28 protein-coding genes are annotated in these 26,671 nt (G+C 72.1%); 15 read left to right on the forward strand and 13 right to left on the reverse strand.

Features of this window, described 5'->3' with window-relative positions:
- Positions 1-329: 329 nt before the first annotated feature.
- Positions 330-989: a copper chaperone PCu(A)C domain-containing protein gene (locus AC069T_RS21510; protein ID WP_478784276.1), complete on the forward strand. Its 660-nt coding sequence runs from the start codon at positions 330-332 to the stop codon at positions 987-989.
- Between the two features lie 106 nt (positions 990-1,095).
- On the opposite strand, the gene phoP is transcribed toward AC069T_RS21510, so the two are convergent.
- Both phoP and phoR read right to left on the reverse strand, forming a co-directional pair.
- The gene (phoP, locus tag AC069T_RS21515) at positions 1,096-1,767 is read right to left on the reverse strand and encodes a two-component system response regulator PhoP (protein WP_478784353.1); all 672 of its coding nucleotides are present in this window, start codon (positions 1,765-1,767) and stop codon (positions 1,096-1,098) included.
- A 5-nt stretch (positions 1,768-1,772) separates the two neighbouring features.
- Positions 1,773-3,053: a two-component system sensor histidine kinase PhoR gene (phoR, locus tag AC069T_RS21520; RefSeq protein ID WP_478784277.1), complete on the reverse strand. Its 1,281-nt coding sequence runs from the start codon at positions 3,051-3,053 to the stop codon at positions 1,773-1,775.
- 224 nt (positions 3,054-3,277) lie between these two features.
- Here phoR and phoU point away from each other — a divergent pair, with 224 nt between their 5' ends.
- Both phoU and AC069T_RS21530 read left to right on the forward strand, forming a co-directional pair.
- The gene (gene phoU / locus AC069T_RS21525; RefSeq protein WP_476754395.1) at positions 3,278-3,967 is read left to right on the forward strand and encodes a phosphate signaling complex protein PhoU; all 690 of its coding nucleotides are present in this window, start codon (positions 3,278-3,280) and stop codon (positions 3,965-3,967) included.
- A gap of 178 nt (positions 3,968-4,145) precedes the next feature.
- The gene (locus AC069T_RS21530) at positions 4,146-4,298 is read left to right on the forward strand and encodes a hypothetical protein (RefSeq protein WP_478784278.1); all 153 of its coding nucleotides are present in this window, start codon (positions 4,146-4,148) and stop codon (positions 4,296-4,298) included.
- 61 nt (positions 4,299-4,359) lie between these two features.
- Here AC069T_RS21530 and AC069T_RS21535 read toward each other — a convergent pair whose 3' ends face one another.
- Positions 4,360-4,737, reverse strand: a complete 378-nt coding sequence (locus AC069T_RS21535; RefSeq protein ID WP_478784279.1) for a hypothetical protein — start codon at positions 4,735-4,737, stop codon at positions 4,360-4,362.
- A gap of 410 nt (positions 4,738-5,147) precedes the next feature.
- On the opposite strand from AC069T_RS21535, the gene AC069T_RS21540 reads away from it, so the two are divergent.
- The 4 genes from AC069T_RS21540 to AC069T_RS21555 all read left to right on the forward strand — a co-directional run bounded on the left by AC069T_RS21540 (position 5,148) and on the right by AC069T_RS21555 (position 7,208).
- Positions 5,148-5,369, forward strand: a complete 222-nt coding sequence (locus tag AC069T_RS21540) for a hypothetical protein (protein ID WP_478784280.1) — start codon at positions 5,148-5,150, stop codon at positions 5,367-5,369.
- A gap of 129 nt (positions 5,370-5,498) precedes the next feature.
- The gene (locus AC069T_RS21545; protein ID WP_478784281.1) at positions 5,499-6,209 is read left to right on the forward strand and encodes a DUF2637 domain-containing protein; all 711 of its coding nucleotides are present in this window, start codon (positions 5,499-5,501) and stop codon (positions 6,207-6,209) included.
- A gap of 232 nt (positions 6,210-6,441) precedes the next feature.
- Positions 6,442-6,891: a hypothetical protein gene (locus tag AC069T_RS21550; protein WP_478784282.1), complete on the forward strand. Its 450-nt coding sequence runs from the start codon at positions 6,442-6,444 to the stop codon at positions 6,889-6,891.
- On the forward strand, positions 6,888-7,208 hold the full coding sequence (locus AC069T_RS21555) for a type II toxin-antitoxin system PemK/MazF family toxin (RefSeq protein WP_478784283.1): 321 nt from the start codon (positions 6,888-6,890) through the stop codon (positions 7,206-7,208). The genes AC069T_RS21550 and AC069T_RS21555 overlap by 4 nt, the downstream gene beginning before the upstream one ends.
- A gap of 589 nt (positions 7,209-7,797) precedes the next feature.
- On the opposite strand, the gene AC069T_RS21560 is transcribed toward AC069T_RS21555, so the two are convergent.
- Positions 7,798-8,556 (reverse strand): phosphoglyceromutase, encoded by a 759-nt coding sequence (locus AC069T_RS21560; protein WP_478784284.1) that lies wholly within the window; start codon positions 8,554-8,556, stop codon positions 7,798-7,800.
- Between the two features lie 148 nt (positions 8,557-8,704).
- Here AC069T_RS21560 and AC069T_RS21565 point away from each other — a divergent pair, with 148 nt between their 5' ends.
- Positions 8,705-10,258 (forward strand): MDR family MFS transporter, encoded by a 1,554-nt coding sequence (locus AC069T_RS21565; protein WP_478784285.1) that lies wholly within the window; start codon positions 8,705-8,707, stop codon positions 10,256-10,258.
- A 64-nt stretch (positions 10,259-10,322) separates the two neighbouring features.
- Here AC069T_RS21565 and AC069T_RS21570 read toward each other — a convergent pair whose 3' ends face one another.
- Entirely contained in the window at positions 10,323-10,811 is a 489-nt protein-coding gene (locus tag AC069T_RS21570; protein ID WP_478784286.1) for a DUF2000 family protein, read from the reverse strand.
- A gap of 49 nt (positions 10,812-10,860) precedes the next feature.
- On the opposite strand from AC069T_RS21570, the gene AC069T_RS21575 reads away from it, so the two are divergent.
- A complete protein-coding gene (locus tag AC069T_RS21575) occupies positions 10,861-11,658 on the forward strand; it encodes an AraC family transcriptional regulator (protein ID WP_478784287.1) in 798 nt (265 codons plus the stop codon).
- A gap of 27 nt (positions 11,659-11,685) precedes the next feature.
- On the opposite strand, the gene AC069T_RS21580 is transcribed toward AC069T_RS21575, so the two are convergent.
- Together AC069T_RS21580 and mshA are read right to left on the reverse strand one after the other, a co-directional pair.
- Positions 11,686-12,177, reverse strand: coding sequence for a type III secretion system chaperone family protein (locus AC069T_RS21580; RefSeq protein WP_478784288.1), 492 nt, complete (start codon positions 12,175-12,177; stop codon positions 11,686-11,688).
- 194 nt (positions 12,178-12,371) lie between these two features.
- Complete coding sequence (mshA, locus tag AC069T_RS21585) at positions 12,372-13,709, reverse strand: D-inositol-3-phosphate glycosyltransferase (RefSeq protein ID WP_478784289.1); 1,338 nt, start codon at positions 13,707-13,709, stop codon at positions 12,372-12,374.
- Between the two features lie 265 nt (positions 13,710-13,974).
- On the opposite strand from mshA, the gene AC069T_RS21590 reads away from it, so the two are divergent.
- The 3 genes from AC069T_RS21590 (at position 13,975) to AC069T_RS21600 (ending at position 17,783) form a co-directional block, all read left to right on the forward strand.
- Complete coding sequence (locus AC069T_RS21590; protein ID WP_478784354.1) at positions 13,975-14,766, forward strand: class I SAM-dependent methyltransferase; 792 nt, start codon at positions 13,975-13,977, stop codon at positions 14,764-14,766.
- Between the two features lie 232 nt (positions 14,767-14,998).
- The gene (locus tag AC069T_RS21595) at positions 14,999-16,087 is read left to right on the forward strand and encodes a C40 family peptidase (RefSeq protein ID WP_478784290.1); all 1,089 of its coding nucleotides are present in this window, start codon (positions 14,999-15,001) and stop codon (positions 16,085-16,087) included.
- A gap of 391 nt (positions 16,088-16,478) precedes the next feature.
- Entirely contained in the window at positions 16,479-17,783 is a 1,305-nt protein-coding gene (locus tag AC069T_RS21600; protein ID WP_478784291.1) for a PP2C family protein-serine/threonine phosphatase, read from the forward strand.
- A 196-nt stretch (positions 17,784-17,979) separates the two neighbouring features.
- Here the strand turns inward: AC069T_RS21600 and AC069T_RS21605 are convergent, their stop codons facing one another.
- The 4 genes from AC069T_RS21605 to AC069T_RS21620 all read right to left on the reverse strand — a co-directional run bounded on the left by AC069T_RS21605 (position 17,980) and on the right by AC069T_RS21620 (position 20,886).
- Positions 17,980-18,324 (reverse strand): DUF2516 family protein, encoded by a 345-nt coding sequence (locus tag AC069T_RS21605; RefSeq protein ID WP_356169599.1) that lies wholly within the window; start codon positions 18,322-18,324, stop codon positions 17,980-17,982.
- Between the two features lie 126 nt (positions 18,325-18,450).
- Positions 18,451-19,047: a hypothetical protein gene (locus AC069T_RS21610; protein WP_478784292.1), complete on the reverse strand. Its 597-nt coding sequence runs from the start codon at positions 19,045-19,047 to the stop codon at positions 18,451-18,453.
- A gap of 72 nt (positions 19,048-19,119) precedes the next feature.
- Entirely contained in the window at positions 19,120-19,641 is a 522-nt protein-coding gene (locus AC069T_RS21615) for a helix-turn-helix domain-containing protein (protein WP_478784293.1), read from the reverse strand.
- A gap of 120 nt (positions 19,642-19,761) precedes the next feature.
- A complete protein-coding gene (locus tag AC069T_RS21620) occupies positions 19,762-20,886 on the reverse strand; it encodes an FAD-dependent oxidoreductase (protein ID WP_478784294.1) in 1,125 nt (374 codons plus the stop codon).
- Positions 20,887-20,939: 53 nt separating this feature from the next.
- On the opposite strand from AC069T_RS21620, the gene AC069T_RS21625 reads away from it, so the two are divergent.
- Positions 20,940-21,632: a TetR/AcrR family transcriptional regulator gene (locus AC069T_RS21625; RefSeq protein ID WP_478784295.1), complete on the forward strand. Its 693-nt coding sequence runs from the start codon at positions 20,940-20,942 to the stop codon at positions 21,630-21,632.
- Between the two features lie 321 nt (positions 21,633-21,953).
- Positions 21,954-22,808 (forward strand): nitroreductase/quinone reductase family protein, encoded by an 855-nt coding sequence (locus tag AC069T_RS21630; RefSeq protein WP_478784296.1) that lies wholly within the window; start codon positions 21,954-21,956, stop codon positions 22,806-22,808.
- Between the two features lie 50 nt (positions 22,809-22,858).
- Here AC069T_RS21630 and AC069T_RS21635 read toward each other — a convergent pair whose 3' ends face one another.
- Positions 22,859-24,925, reverse strand: a complete 2,067-nt coding sequence (locus AC069T_RS21635) for a HelD family protein (RefSeq protein WP_478784297.1) — start codon at positions 24,923-24,925, stop codon at positions 22,859-22,861.
- A 31-nt stretch (positions 24,926-24,956) separates the two neighbouring features.
- Positions 24,957-25,580 (reverse strand): TetR family transcriptional regulator, encoded by a 624-nt coding sequence (locus AC069T_RS21640; RefSeq protein WP_478784298.1) that lies wholly within the window; start codon positions 25,578-25,580, stop codon positions 24,957-24,959.
- A 118-nt stretch (positions 25,581-25,698) separates the two neighbouring features.
- On the opposite strand from AC069T_RS21640, the gene AC069T_RS21645 reads away from it, so the two are divergent.
- Entirely contained in the window at positions 25,699-26,670 is a 972-nt protein-coding gene (locus tag AC069T_RS21645) for a zinc-binding dehydrogenase (RefSeq protein WP_478784299.1), read from the forward strand.
- The last annotated feature ends 1 nt before the right edge of the window (position 26,671 follow it).

Raw genomic sequence — 26,671 nt, forward strand, 5'->3', positions numbered from 1 at the left:
TTATGTGAAAGGCGAACCGGTGCACCGTCCAACTACCCGCCGTGCCGGGCGGGAGACCGGGCCCGAGGGCCGCCACCGGCCGCTCGCGGCACCTGGACGCAGCCCGGACCGGCCCGCGACCCCGTCCGGGCCACGCCCCCGGCCCCGCCCGGCCGGCCTTCGCGCGTCGCCGCCGCGAAGACCGACCGGGCCGGCCCTAGAGGCGGGTCGGGTGCGACGGTGCGGGAACGGCTCGGTAACCTAAGCCCGCTGACAGACCCTTAGGGCGGCTTTACAGCCGTACGGCCGCCCGCCCCTCGTACGCCCACGTTCTAGGAGTTGCCGCCGCCGTGAGCAGCAGCCTTCGACGCGGCGCCCTCGCCGCCGCCGCCATCGCGTTCTCGATCGCCTCGCTCGCCGCGTGCGGTGCCGGCAACAATGCCGAGACACTGCAGGTCAAGCCGGACAACCCGGCCACCAGCGTCGGTGACATCAAGGTGCAGAACGCCCTTGTCATCACCCAGCCGGACCAGGAGTCGACCGGCCCGGCCGTCATCTCCGCGACCGTCTTCAACGGCGGCCGCACCGCGCAGACCCTGGACTCGGTCACCGTCGCGGGCACCGGTGAGTCCGCCAAGATCAAGCCCGCCAAGGGTTCCGGCAAGCTGACCATCCCGGCGGGCGGCTCCGTCATCCTCGGCGGCAAGGGCAACGCCTCCGCGGCCCTGGAGAGCACTCCCGAGGCCGTCAAGAACGGCAACGCGCAGAAGATCACCTTCAGCTTCAGCAAGACCGGGGACGTGAGCCTGCGGGCCTTCGTCGTCCCGGCCGAGAGCTACTTCACCGAGTGGGGTCCGACCGAGGTCCCGGCGGCGCCCGGCGCCTCCGCGTCCCCCTCCACGAGCGGCAAGCCGTCGAAGTCGCCCGGCGCGTCGGCCTCGCCGTCCGAGGGCGCCTCCGACGCCGCGTCGGCGAGCGCGCCGGCCTCCCACTCGGCCGCGGGTCACTGACGGGCGGCTCTCACGGGTCGCCCGACCGGGACGAACGGCTCGGACACGACAGAGGGCGGCACCCCTGCGCGGGGTGCCGCCCTTCGTGCGTCGGAGCTGTGCCGGTTTACGGCTCGAACTTGTAGCCGAGTCCTCGTACCGTCACCAGGTACCGCGGCGCGCCCGGGTCGGGCTCGATCTTGGCGCGCAGCCGCTTGACGTGCACGTCGAGGGTCTTGGTGTCACCGACGTAGTCGGCGCCCCAGACCCGGTCGATGAGCTGCATGCGGGTGAGCACGCGGCCCGCGTTGCGCAGGAGCATCTCCAGGAGGTCGAACTCCTTCAGCGGGAGGTCGATCTTGGAGCCCGCGACGGTGACGACGTGGCGGTCGACGTCCATCCGGACCGGTCCGGCCTCCAGCGCGGCGGGCGCGACCTCCTCGGGCTCGCCGCGACGGCGCAGGACGGCCCGGATCCGGGCGACCAGCTCGCGGGAGGAGAAGGGCTTGGTGACGTAGTCGTCCGCCCCTATCTCCAGTCCGACGACCTTGTCGATCTCGCTGTCCTTGGCGGTGACCATGATCACCGGAACGTTGGAACGTCCGCGCAGCTGACGGCAGACCTCCGTGCCCGGCAGGCCGGGCAGCATCAGGTCGAGCAGGACGAGGTCGGCGCCGTTGCGCTCGAACTCGTCGAGACCGTCGGGCCCGGTGGACGCGATGGCGACCTCGAAGCCCTCCTTGCGGAGCATGTACGACAGGGCGTCGGAGAAGGACTCCTCGTCCTCGACGACGAGCACTCGGGTCACGGAAGGACCTCCGGGGCAGGAAGCGGTTCGTACGGGGATGAGACGGTGGTCGTCCCGTGGGGCTGCTCGTTCTCGTCGTCTTCGTCGAGTCCGGGCATGTGGTGATCGGTCGGGCGGTCGCGGGCGGCGGCGCCCGCCTCCGGCAGTCGCAGGGTGAAGGTGGAGCCCTGGCCCTCGGAGCTCCACACCGTGACCTCCCCGCCGTGCGAGGCGGCCACGTGCTTGACGATCGCGAGTCCGAGGCCGGTGCCGCCGGTGGCACGGGAACGGGCCGGGTCCACGCGGTAGAAGCGCTCGAAGATGCGCTCCTTGTCCTTGTCCGAGATGCCGATGCCCTGATCGGTCACGGCCACCTCGATGAGGTCTCCGCCGGGCGCGGTCACCCGGCGCGCGGCTATGCCGACCCGGGTGCGGGCCGGCGAGTAGTTGACGGCGTTCTCCACCAGGTTGCCGAGGGCGGCGGCCAGCTGACCGCGGTTTCCCCACACGCGCAGCTCGGCGGTGCCGCCGGAGGCCATGGTGATCTGCTTCGCCCCCGCCTGATGGCGGCAGCGGTCGATCGCCTCGGCCACCAGTTCGTCCACGCGGACCGGCTCCGAGTCCTCGAGGGGATCGTCGTTCTGCACCCTCGACAGGTCGATGAGTTCCTGTACGAGGTTGGTGAGGCGGGTGGCCTCGATCTGCATCCGGCCGGCGAAACGCTCGACGGCCTCGGGATCGTCGGAGGCGCCCATGACGGCCTCGGAGAGCAGGGACAGCGCTCCCACGGGCGTCTTGAGCTCATGGCTCACGTTCGCGACGAAGTCGCGTCGTACCGCCTCGATCCGGCGCGCCTCGGTGAGGTCCTCGACCAGCAGGAGCACGAGCCGGGAGCCGAGCGGCGCCACCCGTGCGGACACGGCGAGCGCCTCTCCCCGGCCGGTGCCGCGCCGGGGCAGATCCAGCTCCACCTGCCGTATCTCACCGTCGCGGCGGGTGTCGCGGGCCATCTGCATCATCGGCTCGACGGCCAGCTTCCCGCCCCGCACCAGCCCGAGGGCGTACGCGGCGGAGCTGGCCTTCACCACGGCGTCCGCCTCGTCGAGCACGACGGCGGAGGACCGGAGCACGGACAGCACCGTGTCCACGCCGGGGGGAAGCACGGGATCGGTGTGCAGAGAGGTCCTGGTGGGTCGTTTCTGGTCGCGCTCGCTCCAGCGGAACGCCAGCATGGCGATGACACCGGTGAGTACTCCGGCGATCGCTGCCGCTGCGGCGACCGCCGCGTTCACGTCCATGCCCCCAGGTTAGGCATGTCGCCGCTCCGGGCCACAGCCATCCGAGTGCGACCTCGAACACTCGTCGCCCAGAGTTCACCTGGGAGCCAGTGATGGTTCATTTGGGGTGACGGAAACGGACGCGTACGGGGCAGACCGTGGGAGCGTGGGGTTCACAGGGCCTGTCCGGCGGTCTGGGCCCAGCCCCCGGAACCCCCGAGAAGACGTGAGAGAGGGACATCCTGATGCGGGACGCGTACCACGAGGAACTGGACTCGATCGGCGAGGGCCTGGTCGAGATGGCCCGGCTTGTCGGGTCGGCGATCGGGCGCGCCACGACGGCCATCCTCGACTCCGACCTGAAGCTGGCCGAGAGCGTGATCGCGGCCGACGAGAAGGTCGATGATCTGCAGCACGAGCTGGAGGCCCGGGCGATAGCACTGCTCGCCCGCCAGCAGCCGGTGGCCACGGATCTGCGGATCGTCGTGACGTCGCTGCGGATGTCGGCGGACCTGGAGCGGTCCGGCGACCTGGCGCAGCACGTCGCCAAGCTCGCCCGGCTGCGCTTCCCCGAGCGGGCCATCCCGCACGACCTGCACGCCACGATCCTGGAGATGGGCCAGCTGGCGCAGCGCCTCATGGCCAAGGCGGCCGAGGTCATCATCACCAAGGACGTCGACCTCGCCCTCCAGCTGGAGCAGGACGACGACGAGATGGACCTGCTGCACCGCACCCTCTTCCAGCACCTGCTGGACGACAAGTGGAAGCACGGCATCGAGACGGCGGTCGACGTCACCCTGCTCGGGCGCTACTACGAGCGCTTCGCCGACCACGCGGTGTCCGTCGCCAAGCGGGTGGTGTACCTGGTCACGGGTGAGCACGCGGACGACCTCCTGACGGACATCCAGCCGGTCACGGGCACCGAGGGGGCCTGAGCCCGGCTCCCGGGGGCGCCCGGAAGTCCTGGCGCGCCGGCTCCCGGGGGCACCGGGAAGCCTCCGTGCGCCGTTGATGCGCCCGCCCGGGTGGGCGTGCAATGGGAGAACGGAAGCTGTGCGGTGCGGCGTGTGCCGCGCACCGCACCACACACCTTCGTGTCCGAAGGAGGGACCCATGGCCGAATCTCCCAGCACGTCCGATCCCACGCAGGACCGCGAGACCCAGCAGCCCGCCGAGATCAAGAGTCTTCCGTTGTTCGGTGCCTGCGGGTGCGGCTCCGGCTGCGGCTGCGGCTGCCAGTCCGGCAACCCCTGCCAGTGCGGCTGACCGGGTACGACACCGAAGGGGCCCCGCCTGGTCGGGCGGGGCCCCTCCCGTTCTCCGGGCGTCAGCGCTGGACGCCACCGAGGTGCAGCGGGTCCGACATGCCCGCGTAACCCTTGTCGTGGCCGTCGTGACCGTTGTTGCGGCCGTCGTCGTGACCGTTGTAGCGGCCCTCGTCGTGACCGTTGTAGCGGCCCTCGTCGTGACCGTTGTTGCGGCCGTCGTCCTGACCCTCGTCATCGCCGTAGTGGTTGCCGCCGTCGATCTTCAGACATCCCTCGGCGTAGTAGGCGTAACCGCCACCGGCGCCGGCGACGATCCCGCAGCCGGACACGTTGCCGTCGTTGTCGCCCTGACCGCCCCAGTCGCCTGCCATGGCCTGGGCGGAACCGCCCAGCACACAACCGGCGGACAGGACCACGGCGGCGACAATGGTGCGCATGCGCATGAAGACTCCCTTTTTGGGGGTTGAAGGGTCGTCAACAGCCATGGACCGGGGACGTTCCGGTCAAACCTGCTCACGCCCATCCAGCCCAATGACATCCGGCGCGCGATGCGGGCTCGCACCGCGCCAGGCGGGGCGCCGCGTCTTCGACGCCCGCCGAACGCGGGCACGCAAGCTGCCGGGACACCGGCCGCGTCGAGCGCGGCGAAGGGACTGCTCCGGGCTTGAATGCAGACGTCCGGGCTTAAATGAAGAGCAGATCTCCTAAACTTTCCGCTACGCCACATTCACTCCTTTGCCGCGCATCAGGGGAGCAGGAGTCGCGTTAGAGGAATATGACGAAAGCAAGGGCAAGTGGCTCGCCTCACCGCGATGCGGGACAGGGTGATCTGCTTGCGGCCCGTGCCGTGACAGCGGGTAAATACATCTGTACGCCCGGCGTGGCGGACTCGACGCTCCAGATGCGTGGCAGTCTGCACGGGGACGGCGCGCGAGTCGAACTCTGCGTCACTGATTCACTGCTCCGTGATTTCCTCGCCCTGCTCGGGGTGGCCCAGGATGAACTCAATCAGCGGTGGAACGGCCAGGGGATCTCCGACTTCTACGCGGATCGTGCGCGACGGAGGTGATGGTCCGTGAATCACAACTACGCGGATCCCTCCTTCGGGCGGAGTGAATGGTCCTCCGACCCCTACCCCGACTCGGCGGGTACCGGTTGGCGAGGCGGTCCTGCCGATGCCGTGCACACCGGGGGTCCCGTGCACACAGGGGTTCCCCTGGCGCCCCCCGACTCGGGCTGGGACCCGGTCGAGGAGCTCACCTATCTCTTGCAGGAGGCCGTTCCTGCGGAGCCGGTGGCCAAGGTCCCGCCGCCTCGCAGCGAGTTCGCACCGGGCGTCGACTTCACCGATCCGGCGGAGCGCCTTTCGCGGACCACGGCTGCGGCCGCGGGCCCCGATGAGAGCTACCGGGTGCCACCCGCCCGAAGCTCTTCCGCCGGGCACCGTAAGAGGCGAGTACGGAAGATTCGGATCAAGTGGCTGCAGACCGGCAGCTTCCTGATCGTGGCTTTCGTCGCCGTCCTTGCGGCGATGGTGAGCGTCTTCGGCGGAATGGTCGCCCACAGACCCCTTCAGAACATCACGTCCGGCACGAAGAGCGCGCTGATTCCCTGGTGGCCCATTCTCGTGTACGGCCCCTGGATGGTCGCCTCTCTCTCCATCCTGCGAAGCGCCCTGCACAGGCGCCGCGCACTCCACTCGTGGTTCATCGTTCTGCTGTTCTCGTCCATCGCGATGATGCTGTGCGTGGTGCAGGCCGAGAGGACCGTCACCGGAATCGCCGCAGCCGCGTTACCCGCCGTCGCGTCGCTGGCATGCTTCCAGCAACTCGTCCGCCAGATCACCCTCACTCTGCCACCACGCCAGGAAACCCCCCGCCACCGCCGGCACCACCACGCCTCCCCGTGAACCCACGCCCCAGGTCCCCGGTCGCCCGCACCGGACACGCGTTCTTCTGGGCTCATGTTGACCTGCGACGGAGACGCTCCGCCATTGCCGCCCAGGTTGCAGGTGAATACGGCGGTGCATGTGCGCGTGCGACTGAGGAAGCCTAGGAGCAGGCAGCGCCTCTGTGCTCCGCGGCTTGGTCTCAGTTGGATCCTGTTTGACAGTTGTTTAACAGGATCGTACGGTGGGACGTATGGCGACGACGAAGGCAAATCGAGCAACTGCCGCCACGCCCCCCAAGAAGAAGACGACGCAGGCGGCTGCCGGGACGATCAAGAAGGCGACGTCCCGTTCCAATAGGAAGAAGGCCGGCGACGGCTCCGGCATCCACCCTCAGCCGCAAAAGCGCGCGAAGCCGACGAAGACCATTACGAAGAAGACCGAAGCCGTGGCGGCCACGGTGGCGTTCCGCACCAACGACGAGGACAAGCGCATCATTGGCGCGCTGATCCGTGAAGGCGAATCCGCCTCCGACCTGCTGCGCCGCGCACTGCGGCGTCTGGAACGTGAGGCTGCGCGCGACCGCATGTATGCCGACATGGCGCGTCTGGCCGACGAAGATCTCAGTGACGAGCCGGACGACTGGGGCTATGACGACAGCGGCAAGCCCGTCGATCTGCGCGCCACCCGGTCAGCGTCGTGATCCGTGGCGGCATCTACCCCATCGATCTCGGTGAGCCCAAGCGCGGTTGCGAACAGGCTGGCCGACGCTACGGCTTGGTCGTCAGCATCCAGCGGGATCACTGGTCGGTGGTGACCGTCATCCCCACGTCCACCAGAGCCCAGCCGGCCGAGTTTCGCCCCGAGATCGAGTTCAACGGAGTGTCCACGCGGCTGCTCATCGATCAGATCCGCTCTATCGACACGAAGTACGTGACGGGTGGCCTCGAGCATTACCTGACGCACGACGAGATGGAGGTCATCGGGGACATCCTGGGCATCTATCTGGGACTCGACTGACTGACGCGAAGGCGCCCGGCACATTGTCTCGGGCGCCTTCGTGCGTCTACGCCTACTCGTCGGTGCCGCCGAGACCTCCTCGCCGAAGAGGCCGGCGCTTCCCGACCTTCTTGGTCGCAGGCCGACTCGCGTTCGGAGTGGCCGTTGCCGCGGATCTGTCCCCGTTCGCCGGGGACCGCTGCATGTATGTGACGGACCGGGTGGCCACCGAAATGCGCTGGCAGTTCGCGGTCGACGAGGCGGAGAAGCACTCGGTGGAGGCACTCGGAAACCCTGGCCAGGAACCGAGCACAGATGGAGGCCAGATGGTCCCACGCACAGGTGTCACCGTCGACATCTGTCCCGCGACATGCCCATCGAGCTCATCGGCACGGCCGACGGTGCGCTCGCCCTCTGAGCTGATGCCCCTGCCGAGATCGCCGTCCCCGTTGCGCTGCTGATCGTCCTCGACATCCGGGTCCGCCGTTGGCGTCGCCGCACCCAACGGCCCAGAGACGGCCCAGAGACGGCCCAGAGACGGCCCAGACACAAAAACAGGCCCCCTACCGGCGGAGAACCCGCAGGCAGGGGGCTCGATCAGTACCGCTTACTACTTCTTGCCCTGGTTCTTCACTGCCTCGATGGCCGCCGCCGCAGCGTCCGGGTCGAGGTACGTGCCGCCGGGGTTCACGGGCTTGAGGTCGGCGTCCAGCTCGTAGGAGAGGGGGATGCCCGTCGGGATGTTGAGGCCCGCGATGTCGGCGTCCGAGACGCCGTCCAGGTGCTTGACCAGGGCGCGCAGCGAGTTGCCGTGGGCGGCGACCAGGACCGTGCGGCCGGTCAGCAGGTCCGGGACGATGCCGTCGAACCAGTACGGCAGCATGCGCACGACGACGTCCTTCAGGCACTCCGTCTGCGGGCGCAGCTCCGGCGGCAGGGCCGCGTAGCGGGCGTCGTTGAACTGGGAGTACTCGGCGTCGCGGTCCAGCGCCGGCGGCGGGGTGTCGTACGAGCGGCGCCAGAGCATGAACTGCTCCTCACCGAACTCCGCGAGCGTCTGCGCCTTGTCCTTGCCCTGGAGGGCGCCGTAGTGGCGCTCGTTCAGGCGCCAGCTGCGGTGGACCGGGATCCAGAGGCGGTCGGCGGATTCCAGGGCGAGCTGCGCGGTGCGGATCGCGCGCTTCTGGAGAGACGTGTGGACCACGTCGGGAAGCAGGCCGGCGTCCTTGAGCAGCTCGCCGCCGCGCGTCGCCTCCTTCTCGCCCTTCGCGGTGAGGTTGACGTCCACCCAGCCGGTGAACAGGTTCTTCTCGTTCCACTCGCTCTCGCCGTGGCGGAGGAGGATCAGCTTGTACGGTGCGTCGGCCATGGCTCCGAGCGTAATCGAAGCCTTCGTCCCCTCGCTCGCCTGCCCGGAAGCCGGACACTTGACGGCATCTGTTAATCGACTGGCTCCGCGACCCCGGCCGCTCGTAAGTTGTGCTCACCGCCTGAGCCGCTTACCTGTGGGGGATCCGATGCCGCTCGCCGTCATGAGACGCGCCGTCCGAGAAACCGTCTCGGGACTCCCCCGCGAGTTCTGGTGGCTGTGGACCAGCACCCTCGTCAACCGCCTCGGCGCGTTCGTCGCCACGTTCATGGCGCTCTACCTGACGCTGGACCGCGGCTACTCCGCCTCGTACGCCGGTCTCGTCGCCTCCCTGCACGGCCTCGGCGGGGTCATCTCCTCGCTCGGCGCGGGGGTGATGACCGACCGGCTCGGGCGGCGGCCCACCCTGCTCGTGGCGCAGACCTCGACGGCGGTGTCCGTCGCGGTGCTCGGCTTCGTCCACGACCCGGTCGCGATCGCCGGTGTCGCCTTCGTCGTCGGCATGGCGAGCAACGCCTCCCGGCCCGCCGTGCAGGCGATGATGGCCGACATCGTCCGCCCCGAGGACCGCGTACGGGCGTTCTCCCTGAACTACTGGGCCATCAACCTCGGCTTCGCCGTCTCCTCGACGGCCGCCGGGTTCATCGCCGAGTTCAGTTACCTGGCCGGCTTCCTCATCGAGGCGGGCATGACCCTGGTCTGCGCGCTCGTCGTCTTCGCCAAGCTGCCGGAGTCCAGGCCGGTGCCCACGGCCAAGGCGGCCTCGGAACCGGAGGCCGGTCTCGGCGCCGTCCTGCGCGACGGCCGCTTCATGAGCGTCGTCGGGCTGTCCTTCCTGGTCGCCCTGATCTTCCAGCAGGGTTCGGTGGGGCTGCCGGTGGCGATGGGCGAGGCGGGCTTCAGCGCGGCGGACTACGGGCTGGCGATCGCCGTCAACGGCGTCCTCATCGTCGTCCTGCAGATCCCGGTCACCCGTTTCATCGAGCACCGGGACCCGAGGCGGCTGCTGGTGATCTCGTCGCTGCTCGCGGGGTACGGCTTCGGGCTCACCGCGTTCGCCGGGTCGGTCGGCCTCTTCGCGCTGACGGTGTGCGTGTGGACGCTGGCCGAGATCGTCAACGCGCCCACGCAGACGGGGCTGGTCGTCGGGCTCTCCCCGGTGCACGGGCGGGGCCGCTACCAGGGCATGTACACCATGTCCTGGTCGCTCGCCGCCCTCGTGGCGCCGGTGATGTCCGGCGTGGTGATCGACCGGTTCGGCGCGGCCTGGCTGTGGGCGATGTGCGCGGTCGTGGGCACGGTGGCGGCCGCCGGGTACAGCGCCCTGATGCGACGCCTGCCGCCCCGGGCGCCGGTGGGTCCGGCCGTGAAACCGGTCGCGGGCCTGCCGTCCGGCCTGCCCGCGGAATCCCTCGCGGGTCTGTCGTCCGGCCTGCCCACGGACCCGTCCGCGGGACTGCCGGCGGAGTTGCCCGTGGCGCCGTCCACGGGAGTGCACGGTGGTACGGCCGCGGCACCGTCCACGGGAGTGCACGGTGGTACGACCGCGGCACCGTCCACGGGACTGCACGGCGGTACGGCCGCGGAGGGTAACGCGGACGGCCGTTCGGCCGGCCTGTCGGAGGGGACCGGCGGGAGGACGACGGTGGCAGCGACCGCCGGTCCCGCTCCGGACACCCGCCCCGGGGTGACCGCCGTCTGAGCCGCCCGGACGCCTCCCCCGGGGTGACCGCCGTCTGAGCCGCCCGGTCACCCGCCCCACCGCCTCACGGATGCATCCGGGACCCCTTCAGCACCTTGTCCACCCCGTTCCGCGGGCCGTACACGGCGAGTCCCACCAGGTCCAGGTCGGCCGTCGGTACGGCCCGTACGGCCGCCCGGTTGTCCCGGTCGTTGCCGGTGGTGAAGAGGTCGGCGGTGAAGACGGCGCGCGGCAGGGCCCGGGTGAGGGCGCGGGTGTGCGCGGCGGTCAGGGTCTCCTTGGAGCCCTCGAAGATCAGCACCGGCTGACGGAACATCGGCAGGTACGGCACACCGTCCGCGTCCTCGTACGGCTCGCCGACCACCTCGGGGACGCTCGCCCCGAGGCCGCTGACCAGGAACGCGGTGACGTTCAGGCGCTGCCACGGCTCCAGGTCGTCGCGCAGCAGCACAGCGATCCTGGTGTCGAAGCGGACGGGTCCGGCGGCCGTGGGACCCGCGTCCCCGAAATCGGTGCCGGGAGAGACGGTGCCCTGCGTGTTCTCGCTGCTCATGCCTCGAGACTGCCGACCGGGAGCGCCCGCGGTCTTGTACGTTTCTTGCATGGTGGCCCAGCGCGAGATCTCCGCGTGGCGCCCGCGCGTCCCGGGTGTCGTGGAGGTCTTCCACGCCCACTACACCGAGTACGCGTACCCGATGCACGTGCACGACGCGTGGACGCTGCTGATCGTCGACGCCGGCGCCGTACGGTACGACCTGGACCGGCACGAGCACGGCACCCCGCACGACACGGTCTCGCTGCTCCCGCCGCACGTCCCGCACAACGGTTCGCCCGCGACCGCGGACGGCTTCCGCAAGCGGGTCCTCTACCTGGATCTGAGCCGGCTCGACGAGAGCTTCATCGGGCCGGCGGTCGACAGGCCCGACCTGGTCGACCCGGTGCTGCGCCACCGCGTGGGGCAGGTGCACGCGGCCCTTGCACGGACGGGCGACGAGCTGGAGGCGGAGAGCCGGCTGACGCTGGTCGGCGAGCGGCTGCGCACGCATCTGCGGCCCGGCGCGGCCACCGGGGTGCGGCGGCCGGACGGTCCGCTCGCCCGCCGGCTGCGCGAGCTCCTCGACGAGCACGTGGTGCGGGGCATCGCCCTCGACGAGGCGGCGCTGCTGCTGCACGCCCACCCCGCCCACCTCGTACGGGCGTTCGGGGCCGCCTACGGCATCGCCCCGCACCAGTACCTGATGTCCCGCCGGGTGGACCGGGCCCGCCGGCTCCTGCTGGCGGGCGGGCGGCCGGCCGAGGTGGCGGCGGCGACCGGTTTCTACGACCAGTCCCATCTGACCCGTCACTTCAAGCGGCTGGTCGGCGTGGCCCCCGGCCGCTACCGCGTCAGCTCCCGCTGAACGTCCCGGTGGGTGGCATCGCCCCGGTCAGCCGGACGAGGGCCGGGTCAGGTGGGTGAACGCGTCCAGGTTGCGGGTCGACTCACCGCGGGACACCCGCCACGCGTACTCCTTGCGGATCGAGGACGCGAAACCGAGCTCCAGGAGGGTGTTGAACGAACCGTCCGCGGCTTCGAGCACCGAGCCGAGGAGACGGTCGATCTCGTCCGGCGTCACCGCGGCCAGCGGCAGCTTGCCGACCAGGTACACGTCACCGAGCCGGTCGACCGCGTAACCGACGCCGTAGAGCTTGAGGTTGCGCTCCAGGAGCCAGCGGTGGACCGCTTCCTCGTTCTCGTCGGGGTGGCGGATCACGAAGGCGTTCAGCGAGAGCGAGTGCTTGCCGACGATCAGCGACAGGGTCGTCGACAGCTTGCGCGTCCCGGGCAGCTTCACCACGTACGACCCCGGTTGGGGGCTCTCCCACTCCAGTTCGGCCTCGGTGAGTGCCTGCTCCACGATCGACGCTGCGTCAGCCATGAGGCGAGCGTACGTCAGCGGCCCGGCGCCCCGCGCGGGAGGCCGCGGCGCTGCCCGGACGCTCAGGACCGCTCCCCGGCACTCGTCCGGTTCGGCCGCCGCGATCAGCCGGGATGCCCGCGCAGGACGGCGGTCACGGGGCCCACGATCAGCTGCGACATCCGCGCAGGACGGGGGCTACGGGGCCGCCGCGATCAGCCGTGGTGCCCGCGCAGGTGGCGGCGGTGGGCCTGCGCCGCCGCGGTGTACACGTCCGCCGTCGCGGCTGCCGCCGTGTCCCAGCCGAAGCCCTGCGCGTGCCGCGCCGCCGCCGCGCCCATGCGGGCGGACAGCTCGGTGTCGTCGGCGAAATCACGCAGCACGCGCGCGTAGGCGGCGGGGTCGTGCCCCCGCACCAGGAAACCGGTCCGCTGGTCGCGCACGGCCACCGGGAGGCCGCCGACCGCCGCCGCGAGCACCGGTGTACCGGCTGCCTGCGCCTCGATGGCGACCAGCCCGAACGACTCGCTGTACGACGGCATGACCAGCACCGACGCGGCCCTGAACCAGTCCGCGAGCTCGTCCTGGCCGACGGGTGGCCGGAACCGCACGACGTCGGCGATGCCGAGCCGGGCCGCCAGCTTCTGCAGCCCCTCGGGCCTGGCGAGACCGCTGCCGCTGGGGCCGCCCACCACGGGAACCAGGATCTTCGAGCGCAGCTCGGGCCGCTGGTCCAGCAGCACGGCCACCGCGCGCAGCAGCACGTCGGGCGCCTTCAGCGGCTGTATGCGGCCCGCGAAGAGGGGGATCAGGGCGTCCTGCGGCAGACCGAGGCGGGCGCGGGCGGCGGCACGGCCGTCGGCGGGGCAGAAGCGCTCCAGGTTGACGCCCGGGTGGACGACGGCGACCTTGCCGGGCTCGGCGTCGTAGTGGCGTACGAGCTCGTCGGCCTCCTCGGCGGTGTTGGCGATGAGCCGGGACGCGGCGCGCACGATCTGGGTCTCACCGATGACCCGGGCGGCGGGCTCGGGGGTGTCGCCCTCGGCGAGAGCCGCGTTCTTGACCTTGGCCATGGTGTGCATCGCGTGCACCAGGGGAGCGCCCCAGCGCTCGGCGGCCAGCCAGCCCACGTGGCCGGAGAGCCAGTAGTGCGAGTGCACGAGGTCGTAGTAGCCGGGGCGGTGTCCTGCCCAGGCCTGCATGACGCCGTGCGTGAAGGCGCACAGCTGGGCGGGCAGGTCCTCCTTGGAGAGGCCTTCGTAGGGGCCCGCGTCGACGTGCCGCACGAGCACGCCGGGGGCCAGCTCGACGGCGGGCGGCAGGGCCCCGGTCGTCGCGCGGGTGAAGATCTCCACCTCGATGTTGATCGCGGCCAGCCGCTGGGCGAGCTCCACGATGTAGACGTTCATGCCGCCGGCGTCGCCCGTGCCGGGCTGGTGCAGCGGTGAGGTGTGGACGGAGAGCATGGCGACGCGCCGGGGCTTGCGGTGCAGCCTGAGCCTCGAGGGGGCGGTCGCCGAGCGACGCCCGAGCCTGCCGGCGTACTGGCTCACGTGGCGGTCCTCCTCGCTGCGGGCGTGCCGTCCGAAGGGCGCACGTCGCCCTTCACCGTGGGGAACGCCAGCGCAGTCCGCCTCATTTCCTCTTTGCCGAATCATTACCGCTCATCGCTCAACCGTTCGAGGACGGTCTGCGTACGCGGCCGTTGTCCACAGGCATCCCGCCCGCCCGCGCCCGCCGCATACCCTCGTACGCATGACAGCCCGCGCCGCGTCCCTCGCGCACTCTCGGCCCCGCTCGCGCGCGGGGGTCCCCATCGTGGGAGCGGTGACGCGCGGGACGACGAACCCCAACCGCCTGCGCCGCATGGACCGCTGGATCGCCGCGGCCCACGGCGCCGAACTGCGCCGCGCCGCCGACCCCGTCGCGGTCGACCTCGGGTACGGGGCGGCCCCGTGGACGGCGGTCGAGCTGCTGGAGCGGCTGCGCACCGCCGCGCCGCGGGCCCGCGTGGTGGGCGTGGAGATCGAGCCGGAGCGCGTCGCGGTCGCCCGGCCGTACGAGCGCGAGGGTCTCGTCTTCCGGCGGGGCGGCTTCGAGGTCCCGGTGCCGGGCCGGGTGTCGCTGATCCGCGCGGCGAACGTCCTGCGCCAGTACGACGAGGACGAGGTGGCCGCCGCCTGGGAGCTGATGTGCGCGCGGCTCACGCCCGCCGACCCGCCGAGGGGCTCCCGCGGCGGGCTGCTCGTCGAGGGCACCTGCGACGAGATCGGCCGCCGTCACGTCTGGGTCGCCCTCGGCCCCGAGGGCCCGCGCACGGTCACGTTCGCCGCCCGTCTGGGCTCCCTGGACCGCCCGTCGGACCTCGCCGAACGGCTCCCGAAGGCGCTCATCCACCGCAATGTGCCGGGCGAGCCGGTGCACGCCTTCCTGCGGGACTTCGACCGTGCCTGGGCCGCCGCCGCGCCCTACGCCGCGTACGGCGCCCGGCAGCGCTGGATACGCGCGGTCCGCGCCCTGACGGCCGGCTGGCCCGTGGCGGACGGAGCGGGGCGCTGGCGGCAGGGTGAAGTGACGGTGCTCTGGGAGGCGTTGGCGCCGCGGACGTGACGGGTCCACGGGGTCGCGGGCGCGGACCCGGCGGCCGTGAGGCGTCCGGCCCGCGGGGAACGAACTCCGTGAGTCGCTCGTCACACAGGCGGGGAGATCGCCTCGGGGGGAATCGAAGCGGGGAAGAGGGGTAGGGAGTTGCTGCCCGCCTCTGTCGTACCGCGCGTCGGCGTGGCACGATCCCCCAGGCGACCGTAAGTTACTGACGGTAAATCAGCTTTGGGGGCGAAGTATGGGATCCGGCAAGCGCAGCCTGACCACTGCGGCCGTGGCTCTCGTCTGCGCGGTCACCGTGTTGAGCGCCCCGGGCACGGCGTTCGCGAGCCCGGCGGACCCGGGCCCCACTCCGGCACCCGCGCCGTCGTCCGGCGCGACCCCCAGGAGCGGCAGGGACCTTGAAGAGGTCCGCGAGAAGCTGGAGAAGCTCTACCACGAGGCGGCGGTCGCCACGGACGCGTACAACGCCGCCGAGGAGAAGACCGAGAAGCAGTCGACGCAGCTCGTCGAGCTGGCCCGGGAGATCGTCAAGGGCCAGGCGAAGCTGGACAAGCTGCAGGACCGGGCGGGCGCGGCGGCCCGTGCCCAGTACCGCGGCGGCGGACTGCCGCCGAACGCCCGGCTGTGGCTGAGCGACAACCCGCAGGAGTATCTCGACGGCGCGGGCCGGGTGCGTCAGGGCGAGCACGCGACCAAGGGCCTGCTCGGCGAACTGGGGCGCACGCAGAAGGATCTGGCGCAGTACACGAAGGACGCTTCCGCGCAGTGGCGGCGGCTGGAGGCCAACCGCAAGGCCAAGGCGGCCGCCAAGAAGAAGATCAGGCAGCGGATCGCCGCCGCCGAGAAGCTCGAGTCGCAGCTCGCGGCCGAGGAGAAGAAGCGGCTCGCGAAGCTGGAGGAGGACGCGGCGCACGCGGCGCAGACCGCGTGGCTCGGCTCCGGCGTCCTCGCGGAGGTCGCCGGCAAGGCGTCCGCACAGGGCAGGAAGGCCGTGCGGTACGCGACCGCCCAGGTCGGCAAGCCGTACGTGTGGGGTGCCGAGGGGCCGAATGCGTACGACTGCTCGGGGCTGACGTCCCAGGCGTGGGCCGCCGCCGGGCTGGGCATCCCGCGCACCTCCCAGGAGCAGTGGAAGCAGCTCACGCGCGTCGACGTGCGGGACATGCGCCCCGGTGACCTGGTCATCTACTTCGACGACGCCAGCCACGTCGGGATGTACATCGGCGACGGCGCGATCGTCCACGCCCCGCGGCCGGGACGCTCGGTGACGATCGCGGGCGCCGGCTCGATGCCGATACTCGGCGTCGTACGCCCCGACAAGTAGGGGCGGTCCGGGCAAGCACCGGTACCCCTGTCGTACGGGACGGAAGCGGGACGGGGACGGGACGGGGCGGGCGGGGCGCGTTTCGGAGACGTCGCGCGGACGGACCCCGGGGACGCCCTGTGCGGGCGTGCGGGCGGGTGTGCCGGACGGGACGTGACCCACCGCACGTGGGATGAGTCACGTCCGTGCGGCCGGGCAACCCGCGCGACGTGACCTTCGTCATTACCCGCGTGACGGTCCCGTGCCCAATTGCGGTACGGGATGCGGCATATGACGGAGGCCGTTTTCCGCGCACCATTCCGCTGCGGCGCCGGCTACCGCTATGGTCCCCGTCGGTGGGTCGGACCTTCGCCCCACCACACCCTCGGGGGGAGGGAAGGAACCCACAACGATGCCCGCACCCGTACCGCGGCAGAGAGCGATCCCGGCCGTGGAGAGTGGTCAGGCTCAGGCCGCGTCCTCACCCGTTGCCCCGTTCGCGAGCGCACCGGCGGCCGGCCCCACGGCTCCCGCCGACGGCGCCACCCCTCTCACCCTGCTGGTGATCGAGGACGACCCGGCGGGTGCGCTGAGCGTGCCCCGGATGCTGGACGCGGCCGGCAAGCCCATCCGCATCCGCACCGCGCGCAACCTCACCGAGGCCGAGCGGCTGCTCACCGACGACGTCCACTGCATCCTGCTCGACCTGACACTGCCCGCGCCCGGCCGCGCCGCCGGGAGCGGCGACGAGCTGGCCACCCTCAAGCACGTCCTCCAGCTGGCGCCCCGGCACGCGGTCCTGGCCCTCACCGGGTCCGGCGACGCCGAGCGCGGCGCCGAGGCGGTCCGGGTGGGCGCCCAGGACTACCTCCTGCGCGAGGAACTCGACGGACGGCTGCTGAGCCGTGCCATCCGGTACGCGGTGGAGCGGAAGCGTTCCGACACGGCCGAGCGCCGGCTGACCGAGTCCCGGCTGCGCGCCCAGGAGAACGCCCGGCTGGAGCGCGGGCTCCTGCCGACACCGCTGCTGGACGGCTCCTCGCTGCGTTTCGCGGCCCGCTACCGCCCGGGACGCTCCCGCGCGCTGCTCGGCGGCGACTTCTACGACACCGTCCGCACCCCCGACGGCACGGTGCACGCCATGATCGGCGACGTCTGCGGGCACGGCCCCGACGAGGCGGCGCTCGGCGTGGAGCTGCGCATCGCGTGGCGGGCGCTGACGCTGGCCGGACTGTGCGGGGACGAGCTGCTCTCGACGCTCCAGCAGGTGCTGGAGCACGAGCGCGACAACGACGAGATCTTCGCGACCCTCTGCACGGTGGACATCGCGCCGGACGGCCGCCGGGCCGGCCTGTGCCTGGCCGGTCACCCCTCCCCCCTGATCGCCCGCCCGGGACGCCCGGCGCGGCTGCTGCCGTACGAGTACGGCGGTCCGGCACTCGGTCTGCTGCCCCAGGCCCGCTGGCCGCGCATGCAGGTGGAGCTGGGCGCCGCCTGGAGCCTGATGCTCTACACCGACGGTCTGATCGAGGGCCGCGTCGGCGACGGCAAGGAGCGGCTCGGCCAGGACGGCATGGTGGAGCTGGTGCGCCGCCGGATCGCCGAGGGCCTGGAGGGCGAGGAGCTGCTGCGCGTGACGGTGAACGAGGTCAGGGACCTCAACGGCGGTGAGCTGACCGACGACGTGGCGGTCCTCCTGCTCGACCGCACCGTCTGACGGACGCCGGCCGGCTGCCCCGGGCCCGCCGGCCGTGCGGCGCGCGCATGACGAAGCCCCCGCCGACGCTGCTCGACTCTCCATGACGGGGTTCGAGTTCGCGTGGCGGGGGCCGGTGTCGGAATGCCGCGCGCCCTGCCGGCCGGCGGAGGCCGAAGCAGGGCCGGCGCGCGGTACGAGGCAGGTGCTGGGCCGTTCAGCGACCGCCGTTGTACGGGCCGTACGGGCCGTCGCTGCTGGAACCGCGGCGACCGCGGCCGCCGCCACCGCCGGAGGCCGTACGCACCGCGGGCCGGACGTCGACGATGTAGACGATGCTGGCGATGACGCCGATGATCGGCAGGAACGACAGGATCGAGAAGAGGTAGCTCACCACCAGGGCGAGCCCCAGGATGATCAGCCAGAACGGCTTCGTCTGCTTGTCCGCCGCTCGGAACGCGTCCTCGCGACGGAAGGCCGCGTCGAACAGCCCGAAGGCGGCGAGGGCCATGAGGACGATCTTCAGCAGTCCCAACAACCCCGCGAAGCCCAACATCAACATGCTGCCCACCGCCCGTTCCTACGACATCAACGCGGCAACCGTACCCGGAGAACGGGCCGGGCACCCCGAGGGTGCCCGGCTCCGCTCACCGCTCCTCCGACCGCCCGGGGGCGGTCGCGGACCGTGCTACTTGACGGGCGGGGTCGTCTTCTTGGCGGTGCTCTTCTTGGCCGGGGCCTTCTTCGCCGCCGGCGCGGCCTGCACGGGCGCGGCGGCCACGGGGCCGGTCCCGGCGGGCTTGTCCTCGACCTTGATCTCGCCCGGCTCGGCCTTCGGCTCGACGGCCACGGCCAGCTCCTCGATGCTGTCGGCCGCCTCGCCGCGCCAGGTCTTCACGGTCTGCTCACCGTGCTCGGCGACCTTCTCGTACGCCTCGCGGGCCTTCACCGCGTACTCGGCGGCGACGCCGACACCGCGCAGCGCGAGGTCCTGGGCGGACTCACCGATCTTCTTCAGGTCGGTGTCGAAGGTGCCGATGAGGCCGGTCACCTTGGTCTGGAGGGTCGCCTGCGCCTCCTTGGCACGGGCGCCGGCCCTCTCCTGGACGGCGGCCGGATCGATGTTGCGCACGGTCTCGATCCGCGCCGGGGCCTCGGCGCGGAGCTGCTCCACGAGCGCCGGCACCTTCTTGGCCTGCTGGACGGCGAGGTCGGCGGTGCCGGCCAGGAAGTACAGCGGCGTCGGGTCGGTGGCGGCCTTGCGGATGTCGTCGGTGATGGCCATGAGGGTGGTCCTCCCGGATCGGCTGTCGACTGAGGGTGTGGGTGGTCCGCTGCGGAGAAGGCCCGCGGGTTCTCAACCGGCCGTCTGCTGCGGGCCGGCATCGCTGCCGTCGGCCGTGCGGGGGCCGCGGCGGGTGGTGTCCGTTACATCAGGTATGTCTTGGGTGTGCTGCGTGCCGGGGGCCGCCTGCGCGTCGGTGTCCCGAACGGCGGTCTCCCGAACGCCCTCGGCGGCCACGGCTATCTCGAACCCGTTCTCCTTGCGGAAGGACTCGTAGATCTGGAGCAGCACCTGCTTCTGCCGCTCGGTCAGCGTGGGATCGGCGAGGATGACGGCGCGCGTCTCCACCTCGTCCCGGTCCCGCTCGGCGTCGAGGATGCCGGCCCGCACGTACAGCGTCTCGGCGGAGATCCGCAGGGCCTTGGCGACCTGCTGCAACACCTCCGCGCTCGGCTTGCGCAGCCCGCGCTCGATCTGGCTCAGATACGGATTGGACACCCCGGCGGCGTCGGCGAGCTGCCGCAGCGACAGCTGCGCGTTGCGCCGCTGCTCGCGCAGGTACTCACCGAGATTGCCGACGTTGAGCGATGCCATGCCGCTACCTTGCCCCACCCCTGCTAACAATTGCAAGCGTCCGCTTGCAAAAGTGCGCCACGCCACTCCCCCGGGGCACCGGGCCGCCCCCGTGACCCGGCGAGCAGCCCCACCGGGCGGTCAGGATGGCTGGACTTGGTCGAAGAGTGTGAGGGCTTCGGCGGGGTCCGGGCTCACGAGGCGTTCCAGACCGGCCGTCGTGATCTTCGCCCATCTGCCGGCCCGTGCCCACATCTGCTCCTCGAAGGCGCGGACGGATTCGTCCAGATGTCCAGGACCGGAGGCGGCGGCGATGGACTCGGCGAGTTCGGCGCCTTCCAGCATCGCGAGGTTCGCGCCCGCCCCCAGTGGGGGCATCAGGTGGGCGGCGTCGCCCAGGAGCGTCACCCCGGGGACGTGGGTCCAGGTGTGGGACACGGGCAGGACGTAGAGGGGGCGGTGGACGAAAGCGGCGCCGTGACGGAGGAGGTCGAGGACGGGAGCGGCCCAGCCGTCGAACAGGGCCAGCAGGCTCGACCGCACGGCCTCGACATCGGCCGGGTCCAGGTGCGTGTGCCAGTCCAGCGGCGCCCGGAACTGGGCGTAGACCTTGACGTGGCCGCCGCTGTTGCGCTGGGCGACGAGTCCGCGGTTCACGCCGTACACAGCCACGGAACCGTCGCCGATCAGCCGGGCGAGGTCGGGGTGGCGGGTGTCGACGTCGTCGAGGGAGGTCTCGACATAGGTGACGCCGGTGTACTGCGGTGTCGCCGACGAGACGGCCGGACGGGTCCGGGACCAGGCGCCGTCAGCGCCGACCACGAGGTCGAACGCCTCCTGTCGGCCGTCCGCGAAATGGACCAGTACGCCGTCCCGGGTCCCTGGCACCACCCGCGTCACGCCCCGGCCCCACTGGACGTCGAGAGGGCCGAGCAGCAGGTCACGGAGTTGCCCGCGGTCGATCTCGGGATTGGCCCGGTCGTCCGGACGGGGTCGCCAGTCGCGCAGGTTGGTCCCGTCCGTGTCAAGGATGCGCATGGCCTGCCCCTCGGGACGGGACAGCGCCCGGAACTCTTCCCGCAGCCCCGCCTTGTCCAGCGCGCGCTGGCCCATCCCTTCATGCAGGTCCAGGGTGCCGCCCGGGGGGCGGGCGTCGGGGGCGGGGTCGCGTTCGAGGACGGTGACGGGGTGGCCATGGCGGTGCAGGACGCGGGCGAGGGTAAGGCCGGCAGGACCGCTCCCGACCACTGCGATGCGATGTCTCATGTCAATACACTGTATTGATCGCATACGATGTATTGCAACGGTACGGTGTGGGCATGACTGTCTGGGACCGGCCGGAACCGCCGACTCAACCCGTGCCGCTCGACCGGGAGCGGATCGTCGCCGCCGCCATCGCACTGGCTGACGAGGGCGGGCTTGAGGCGGTGTCGGTGCGCAAGGTCGCGGCCCGCCTGGACGCCGGCCCGATGCGGCTGTACAGACACATCTCCACCAAGGAGGAGCTGTTCGACCTCATGGTGGACGAGGTCCAGGCCGAGATCCTCCCCGCGGAACAGCCCGGTGACTGGCGGGAGGCGCTGCGCACCCTCGCCCAGCGCACCAGGCAGGCCGCTCTCCGTCACGAATGGCTGGCCGACCTGCTCGGGGGCCGCCCGGCCCTGGGTCCGAACGGCCTCGCCGTGGCCGAGGCCACGCTGGCCGCCTTCGACGGCCTCGCGGATGTCGACACCGTCATGCGCGCCGTGGAGACTGTCAGCGCCTACTTCATTGGCGCGATCAGGCGCGAGATCGCGAATCTGCGGGCCGAGCGCGCCACGGGCCTGTCCAAGCACGACTGGCAGCGCGCCTACGGCCCGCACCTGACGAAAATACTGGCCACCGGCCGCTTCCCGGCGCTGGCCAAGGCCGTGTACGACGGCACGGACGTGGACGCCGAGACATCCTTCGCAACCGGCCTGGACTGGGTCCTCGACGCCGTGGCCAGCAAACTCACCCCACCTCCGACGTGAAGCCCCGCTCTGGCCGAAAGCCCCATATGCCCCTGCCCGGATCACCAGCTCCCCCGGACATTGCCCAACTGCCGTGCCCCGCACTACGTTCGTCCGCATGACTGCCGGGTCGGCCTTGTGCCGTGAGCGAGTTGGGTGCCCGGCCTCCGAGTGAGGCCCGGGCGGGCCAGGAGTCCGCCCTTCTTTTTCTTCTCCTCTCCGCCTCACCGCGGGTGCGCGCGTCCGCACTCCGTGGCGGTCTCCCCTGCCCGGAAACGGGGGAAAGGCGTCGGGAGGACCACGGAAGAGGAAGGAATCCAGGCCCACGGACGAAAGCAGCGCATGCCCAACCCCTTCAACCAGCAGATCATCGAAGAGTTCCGTGCCAACGGCGGCCGCGTCGGCGGTCCTTTCGAGGGAGCACGCCTGCTCCTGCTGACCACCACCGGCGCCCGGACCGGCACCCCGCACACGACGCCCGTCGGTTACTACCCCGACGGCGCCGGCCGGGTCCTGGTCATCGCCTCGGCCGGCGGCTCGCCCCGGCACCCCGACTGGTACCGCAACCTGGTCGCCCACCCGCGCGTCACGGTGGAGAACGGCGTCTTCACGTACGAGGCCGAAGCCCTCGTCCTGGAGGGCGCCGAGCGGGACGACGTCTTCGCGCGCGCCGTCGAGGCCGACCCGGGCTGGGCGGAGTACCAGGCGAAGACGGAACGCGTCATCCCCGTCGTCGCCCTCCGCGAGATCCCCGTGGCCGGCCCGCCGAGCTTCGCGGCGAGTTCCCCCGGCGAGGCCGTGAAGCTGGTCCACCGGGCCGTCCGGCACGAACTCGGCCTCATCCGGCAGGAGTTCGCCGCCTCGGGCACCGCCCTGGGCGCCCAGCTCCGCATCAACTGCCTCACCCTCTGCCAGGGGCTGCACGTTCACCACACCGGCGAGGACACGGCACTGTTCCCGTTCGCCGCCGGCCGCGACCCCGGACTCGCGCCGGCCCTGGACCGCCTGCGCGACGAGCACGAGCGGATCGCCGCCCTCCTCGAAGAGCTGCGCCGGGCCGTCTCCGCCGAGGACGCGGACCCCCGCACCGTGCTCGCCGAGGTGGACCGCCTCACCGGCGAACTCGAAGCACACCTGGCCTACGAGGAGGAGGTACTGGTCCCCGTCCTGGAGGCCGCGTCGGCGGCCGCTTCCTGATCACGGCCGCCCGGCCGACCGCCCCTGTCCCGGTGCGCCGGAGTGCCGCCTCACCAGGGCAGCGGGCGGGCGTGCACCACGTCCAGCCGCGAGACCGCCCGGGTCAGCACCACGTACAGCCGGTGCAGACCGCGTGCCTCGGCCTCCGCGATCGCCGCCGGCTCGACGGCCACGACATGGTCGTACTCGAGGCCCTTGGCGAGGGAGGCGGCCAGCACCGTGACCCGGGCGCCCGGCTCGCCAGGACCGGCGTACGGGATGCCCCCGGCGTCGAGCGCCTCCCGTACCCGTACGGTCTCCGCGTCGGCCTCGATGACGCCGACGGACCCCTCGTGGGCGAGGGCGTCCCGCACGGCGGCGACCGTCTCCGGGAGCACATCGGCGGCCGGCCGGACCGTCAGCTCCCCGTCCCTGCGCAGCGACCGCGCCCTCGGCACGTCCACCTCCAGCCGTTCGAGGAGCCGGTTGGCGAGCCCGACCACCGCCTCCGGCACCCGGAAGCCGGTGGTCAGCGGCACCACCCGGGCGTCCGGCTTGCCCAGCTGCGCCAGCAGCTCGGGCCAGGTGCGGGCGGCCCAGGGGGTCGTGCCCTGCGCCAGGTCCCCGAGCACCGTCAGCGACCCGAAGGACGCCCGCCGCGCGATCGCCCGGCACTCCATCGGTGACAGGTCCTGCGCCTCGTCGACCACCACGTGGCCGTAGCCCCGCGGGTGTTCGAGGATGCCCGCGACCTCGTCGAGAAGGACGAGGTCCGCGGCCGACCACCGTGCCGACCTGTACGACCTCGGCGCTCTCGCCCACAGGAGCGCCTGCTGCTCGTCCGCGTCGAGGATCCCGTCCGCCGCCGCCGCGAGCGCCCGCGGATCGGTGAGCAGCTCCGCCACGACCTCCTCGGCCCGCACCCGGGGCCAGACCGCGTCGACGTACGCGCTCATCGCCCGGGCCCGGGAGATCCTCTGCACCCAGGCGTCGGTCCGCGGCCCGGCGCGCCGCTCCGCCTGTGCCTGGAGACACCGCACGGCCCGCGTCCGCACCCGCTCCCGTCCGGTCGCGTACGGCGGCTCCTCGGCCCGTACGCCCGCCACGATCCGTTCGAGGGCGGCGGCCGGGATCCGCCACCGGTAGGAGCCGTCCGGCACGGCCAGGGAGTCGGCGCGGCCCGGCGTCACCCGCGCGTACAGGGCGCGGTGCAGCACCCGCGCCATCCGGGCGTCGTGCTTGACGACCGCGGCCCGTTCGTCGTCCTCGGCGGTGACGGGGTGCCGGGCGATCTCGTCACCGACGGTCGACTGGCGTACCCCCGTCTCGCCGAGGGCGGGCAGCACCTCGGAGATGTACGACAGGAAGGTGCGGTTGGGTCCGAGGATCAGCAGGCCGCCGCGCCGGACCCGCTGCGGGCAGGTGTAGAGGAGGTACGCGGCGCGGTGCAGCCCGACCGCCGTCTTGCCGGTGCCGGGCGCGCCCTGCACGCACACCGAGACCGTCGGATCGCCCCGGACGAGGTCGTCCTGTTCGGGCTGGATGGTCGCGGCGATGTCCCGCATGGGCCCGACACGGGGACGTTCGATCTCGTCGGCGAGGATGGCGCTGCCCTGCCCGGGCGCCCGGGGTGCGCCGTGACCGTCCGGGCCGCCGCCCGTCAGGGGCTCGTCCTCCAGGCCGGTGAGGTCGGCGGAGTCCCCGCGGCTGCCGGGTGCCCAGCCGAACCGCCGGCGCACGGCGACGCCCTGCGGATCACGGGTGCTCGCCTGGTAGAAGGCCCGCGAGACGGGGGCGCGCCAGTCGACGACGAGCGGTGGGGCGGAGGGCTGCTCGGTGATCCGGAGGCGGCCGATGTGGTAGCTCGCCCCGGCGTGCTCGCCCCCGCTCGCGTCGAAGTCGAGCCGCCCGAAGAACAGCGGGCCCTCGGGAAGCTCGCGCAGTTCCTTGGCACGGCTGCGGAACCGGTGTCCGAGGACTTCGGCGTCGGCGCCGGACGCGGACACGTCCTCGCCGGTGACGACCTGTTCCCGGGCGCCCTCGGCCATGGCGGCGAGAGCGGCGCGGCAGATCTCGTGGTGGGCGCGTTCACGGGTGAGGGCGCGGGCGGGGCCGGGGGACTGGTCGGGTGACGTCATTCCATCGAGCGTAACGGATAACTTTACTCGGTTACATATTTGCCTCGGTTGCGATCAGGGCCCGCTCCAGTCGGCCGAAGGCCCGCTCGGCGGCGGCGACGGCTTCGCCGCGGACCTCCGCGGCCGGTTCGCCGGCCGCCATCCGCCGCCAGTTCTCCAGGGCGAGGACGCGCTGTACGGCGATGACCTGCCCGGCGGCGAGCCGGGCGTCGAGGTCGCCGCCGAGCGCCTCGGCGAGCGCCGACTCCGAGCGCTCCAGGTACGCGTGCAGGCGTCCCGCGAGCGACGGCGTCCCGTAGAGCAGCCGGTGGAAGGCGAGGACGCGGGGGTCGTCGTTGAGCCCGGTGACGGGATCGAACCGCTCCAGGCCCGCGACGAAGTGCCTCCGCAGCGCCCCGGTCGCGGACTCCCCCGCCGGACGCCCGGCGACCACCCGCGCCGCCTCGTCCTCGTGGTCGGCGAACCGGTGGAGGACGAGGTCCTCCTTGGCCGGGAAGTACCGGAAGAGGGTCGGCTTGGAGATCTCCGCGGCGGCGGCCACCTCGGCGACGGACACCTCGTCGAACCCCCTGTCCAGGAAGAGCCCGATCGCGATGTCGGAGACAGCCTGGTACATCCGCTGCTTCTTGCGCTCGCGCAGCCCCGTTTCAGCCATGCCCCGAGCCTACGCACCCCGGCCGCCCCGGCACCCTTGACCTCAAGCGCGCTTGAGGCCGAACACTGCCGTGCGTCCGCACCGATCCGCGGTAGCGCCGGTCCACGAGGAGAGCACGATGCTGGCAGTACAGGTGACGACGTTCGGCGGCCCGGAGGTCCTGGTGCCCGGGGAGGTTCCCGACCCGGTCCCCGGCCCGGGCGAGGTGGTGATCGACGTCGCCTACGTGGACACGATCTTCGTGGAGACCCAGATCAGGGGCGGCTGGGGCCGCGAGTTCTTCCCGGTGACCCCGCCGTACGTGCCGGGCGGCGGGGTGGCCGGGGTGGTGAGCGCCGTGGGCCCCGGGGTGCCCGGGCGCTGGCCGGGCCGACGGGTGACCGCCTTCGTGACGGGCAGCTACGCGGAGCGCGCCGTCGCCCCGGTCCCCGCCCTGGTCTGCGTCCCGGACGGCGTCGGCCTCCGTACGGCCGCCGCCCTGGTCCACGACGGCGTGACCGCGGCCGGCCTGATGGAACTGACGGAGGTCCGGGCCACCGACCGCGTCCTGGTCCTGGGCGCCTCCGGAGGCATGGGCACGCTCCTCGTCCAGCTGGCCCACGCCCGGGACGCCCGCGTGGTGGCGGTCGCCCGGGGCGCCGGAAAGCTCGCCCTGGTACGGGAACTGGGAGCCGACGCGGCCGTCGACGCCACGCTCCCCGACTGGCCGGCGGCAGCCGCCGCGGCCCTCGGCGGTGACGACCGCGCCGCCGACGTGGTCCTCGACGGCGTCGGCGGACAGCTCGGCTCGGCCGCCTTCCCGGTGACGGCGGACGGCGGCCGCTTCTCGGCCCACGGCGCCCCCACCGGCGGCTTCGCCCCGGTCGACCGGGAGGAGGCGGCCCGCCGCGGCATCACCCTCCTCGGCATCGGCGACCTTCAGTTCGACACCGCCGCCCGGACCCGCCTCGCGACCACCGCCCTCACCGAGGCCGCGGCGGGCCGCCTGCGCCCCGTGATCGGCGGGACGTTCCCCCTGAACCGGGCGGCCGACGCCCACGCGGCCGTCGAGAGCCGGGAACTGGTGGGCAAGGTCGTCCTGAAGGTGTGAA

This window comes from Streptomyces sp. NPDC043867, from assembly GCF_056435845.1.